The 4,404-nt window shown below is 47.3% G+C and carries 2 pseudogenes; both read right to left on the bottom strand.

Annotated elements, in window-relative coordinates:
- Positions 1–78: 78 nt before the first annotated feature.
- Positions 79–942 (bottom strand): annotated as a pseudogene (locus ACOT1A_RS24315) (IS30-like element ISAba125 family transposase); the annotation flags it as partial.
- A 219-nt stretch (positions 943–1,161) separates the two neighbouring features.
- Positions 1,162–4,179: pseudogene (locus tag ACOT1A_RS24310) on the bottom strand (Tn3-like element IS3000 family transposase).
- Positions 4,180–4,404 lie beyond the last annotated feature (225 nt).

Here is a 4,404-nt window from a genome sequence, read left to right as displayed (position 1 = left end):
TGATGACTCATGATGAACCCTGTTCCATGGCTCCAGATGACAAACATGATCTCATATCAGGGACTTGTTCGCACCTTCCTTAGGTAAATATTGCCTAATTAAACCATTCATATTTTCGCATGTGCCTTTTTGCCAGGGTGAATGTGGGTCACAGAAATATACATCTATGCCTAAATCTTCTTCGAGTATTTTATGTTCTGACATCTCACGTCCACGGTCATAGGTCAACGTTTTACGCAGTTCTGCAGGTAAATATTTCAGAGCTTCAGTTAAAGCCTTGCGCACTGATTCTGCCTTTGCATCAGGTAATGTTGCCAAGATACAGAGCCGTGTATTTCGTTCAATAAGTGTTGCTATCGAACTTTTATTGTCTTTACCTTTAATTAAATCAGCTTCCCAATGACCCGGTATTTTTCTTTCTTGAACTTCGGCTGGGCGCTCATGAATAGTTTTAATATCCTGTAATATAGAATCTTTTTTAGGTTCACCGTTAGCTTTTCGCTTTTTATTTTCATGACGTAGACAGGATAATAAGTCTTTTTTCAACTCACCCTTTGGTAATGCTCGTATCGTTGAATAAATCGTTGTATGGCTTACATTCATTGTTTGATCCAAATCAGGAAATGTCTTTAAACGCTTTGCTATTTGCTGAGGAGACCATAAACAACGGATCGCTTCAACAATAAATTTCCAGAGGATTGAATCGATTTTGAGTTTTCTGTGACCACGTCTACGTCTAGCGAAGGTGTTATCAGAAGCATATCGAGCTTGATAAACGTCATTGATGCTATTTCTTTTAAGCTCACGATAGATCGTACTAGGATGTCTTTTAATGAGTTCAGCAAATTTTCTGGCTGAAAAGCCTTCTTTTCTTGACTCAAGCATTAATGCAGTACGATCTTCAAAGTTAAGATGATGGTATGACAATTTTATATACTCCATAAACCCTTTAAATTAATTAGGTGGTTTATGTCGCACTTCAAGTTTTACTCTGCCAACTTTAAATCAGTGGCTCCACTAACACTCTTCACTTATTTATTTAAAATTTAGCGACGTTAAAAGACAATTAAGTATTTTTAGATAATGGGGTTCTAGGGATTTTCCGTCCAAAAACGACAAAGTGCTCTGGAGGCCGCGCCGTCCGTGGCCTCCAGAGGGGTATTACTTTTCGCTGACGGGTAAATATCCCTCGATTGAGCGCATAAGCTCCTCCAGATCTGGCAATTTTTCGCTCAATTCGAAGTGGTAAGTCCCCTTGAGGTTAATGTTGTGCCAGGCCACAGGGGATGCCTGTTTGACGATATCTATTCTCTTGGTATCTCCTTGGTATTCGAAGCTGGTCAACAGCTGGCTGAGTATCCTGGAGTTGAAGTAAACGATGGCATTGGTGACCAGGCGAGCGCACTCATTCCATAGCTGGATTTCTTCGTCTGAACTGCCCCGGAACTGATCCCCATTGACGCTGCTCACGGCCCGACGCAGTTGGTGATAGGCCTCTCCCCGGTTCAGCGCGCGCTGAACATAGTTTCTTAAACTGGCATCATCGATGTAGCACAGTAGATAATTCGCTTTCACCAGGCGATTGTATTCCGTCAGGGCTTCCAGCAGCGGGTGATTGCGCTTGTACTCCGAGAGCTTTCTCACCAAGGTGGCTTGCGTTGTTTTCCGCTGCTTAAGTGATACTGCAATCCGTTGGATGGTATCCCAGTGCTGCGCAATACGATGGGTATTGATTGGCTTTTTTAAGCACAGCTGAATTCGGTGTTCTTTGTCTTCCTTGACATCAAACATGTCATTGATCACTTTGCCAACCTGGGCATAGCGTGGGGCAAACTGGTATCCGAACAGATCCAGTAACGCGAAGTTCACATGGTTCACCCCATGGGTATCGGTTGAGAGCACATCCGGAATGATGTCTGACGTATTGCTCATCAACAAATCAAAGATGTAGTGCGATTCATGTTCGTTGGCGCCGATCACTCTGGCGTTGATCGCAGCGTGATTGGCGATCAAGGTCATGGCAGAAACACCTTTTTGAGTGCCAAAGTACTTCGACGAATAACGGGTTTTGAAGGTCTCGCGCCGGGCTTCGAACTTTTGACCATCGGCACTGGCGTGGATCACATCTTCCTGGATGTTGTAGTACCGGAAGATGGGTAGCTTGGCTGTCGCGTTATTGATGTTGTCGTTAGCAGCATTCAATGTTTCCAGGCGAAGATAGTTCGCCTGGATAGTGCTGAGCTGATCATAGGTACGATCAGAGATCTGTGCCATGCCGTAAATGCCTTGATTGGTTGCATTGCCGACCAGAATTGCCAACAGGTCATATTCATGGGAACGGCTTCTGGATTGGGAACCCAGCACATGAGCGAAGCAGTCAATGAAACCGGTGTCACGATCAACCATGCGCAGTACATCCGCAATCCCCGTTGTGGGAATTTGCTGGAAGAAGGGATTGTTGACCAGATGATGTTTGCTGGCCGAAGGCAGGCGCCAGAAGCGTTTACCCTGCGGATTACGCAAGATGATATTCCGGTTGTCTTCCTGTTCAAGATATTCGCCGACTTCGTACAAACGGGTATCCAATTCCATGGCCATCTGTTTGATCAGCTTTTCAGGCTCCTCCGCTAATTTTGTAAAATGGCTCTGTTGAAGCAGCGTATATTTGTTTTTTCGCCAATGTTCCCCGTCGATCAGGTCGGCGTCGAGTGCCCGGTATTTAGTGATATCAGGCAGCGTCAGCTGGCCATTCAGGCGATCAGGAATCTGTTGATAGAGGAACCACTCATAACGATCGATCAGGATATTCCCTTCACCATCCAGCAGGAATTCACGTGATTTTTTGGAAAGGAGTCTGGTGTCGGCAGTTTGCAACTGAGCGTCCTGGCCGTTGAGTTCGTTTTGTGTTTTCGCCAAGGCGGCCGCTAAGTGCTGGGTGCCGTCGCAGCCTTCGAAGCGCAGACATAGGAACAACTCTCGCAGCAAACCTTTCCGCAGACTTTCTTTCTCGTCGCAGTACTGCCACATGGCTTCATCGACCGATCGTCGCTGCTCGTTCAGGAAGAGACATACAGATTCCAGATCCCTTTTGGTCAGCAGGCTCAGTGCTTGCTGTCTTACTGTTGCAAACGGTAGTTGCAGATCAATGCTGTCATCAATGAACAGGTGCAGTACTTCAGCTGCCTTGCTGACATTTTTAGCTGCTTTTTGCCAATCCTTAAACACCGCTTCCTGCGCATAATCCTTTGCCTTCTGTTTGGTCTGTCTGACATGATGCACAAAGCCATCGGCAATACGTTCCAGCGCTTGCTGCCATCGCGTTTGAAGATAGCACAATAAATACAGCCATTGGCTGCCTACGGTTTGACGTTTCAGTTTGGCACCGTAGTAGTCGACTTTCTCTGCCAGGTGTTGCAGATTTTTCTGCGACAGTGATAGCGTGCTCAACAGCAGATCCACTTCCGGCATCCAATGCTGGATATGGCGATAGACAATCAGTTCTTTCTCCAACTCGGTTCCGGTGAAGTTACGAGCCGATTGTCGCAACTGTCGGAACGGCAGTGGACCTGTGCCGTTCACGAGCTCCGCCAGTGCTTGCTTAAGACCGCGTGACATTGCACGCTCAAGGTGCGCGGCCATGTGTTCCTGTTCGTCTCCCACCACCTGACTGATGATCTTTTGCAGCGTGCTGTAGGCAGGGATTGCGATCTTCTGCCCCGAACAATATTCATTGGCCGCATCGAAGAGGTGCCTAGGCGCTGTCCAGGCTCTGGCTTGCTGGGATAAGTAATCTCTCAACGCCGCTCCATGGTCTTTGACATTTCAGCGCTGGTAGTTGCAGAGCTGGAAAACACGTTGGTAAATCCGTTCGTTCTCTTTTGGCGTGAGATTAAAGGGTCTACAGCCTGGGCCTGGTAGAACGGTTTGATAAACGTATTTGAGGTCCTGCTTGATCTGATGAAAGCCGGGATTCAGCACCACCGGCTTGGCTTTGAAATAGCCCAGCAGTACCACCAGCATGTAACGCTGGCCCCGATGACGGAGGCTTTTAGCGATCGCCAGTTCCTTATCGTTCAGCGAGAAAAAGAAGCGTTGGTCGGCGGAGGTGAAAGCGGGGGGTCCATATAACTCATCTTGTTCTGCCTCGGACAAGATTTGGACACGTTCTTCGAATGCCATGGATTTAGCCCAAAAAGACTAAATCTTACTCAAACAGAGCCCAAATAGGGATCTCGAAAAAAGTAATACCCCTCTGGAGGCCACAGACGGCGGGGCCTCCAGAGCACTTTGTCGTTTTTGGACGGAAAATCCCTAGAACCCCTCAGTGGGACGAAATGATCCGGACCGCTGGCTCCCTGAAGCTGGGCAAAGTACAGGTTTCAGTGCTGGTCCGTTCATTGCTGA

The sequence above is a fragment of the Enterobacter cloacae complex sp. SYL003 genome (assembly GCF_049236925.1).
Classification (GTDB): domain Bacteria; phylum Pseudomonadota; class Gammaproteobacteria; order Enterobacterales; family Enterobacteriaceae; genus Enterobacter; species Enterobacter intestinihominis.
This window is presented reverse-complemented; position numbering and strand designations above follow the sequence as displayed.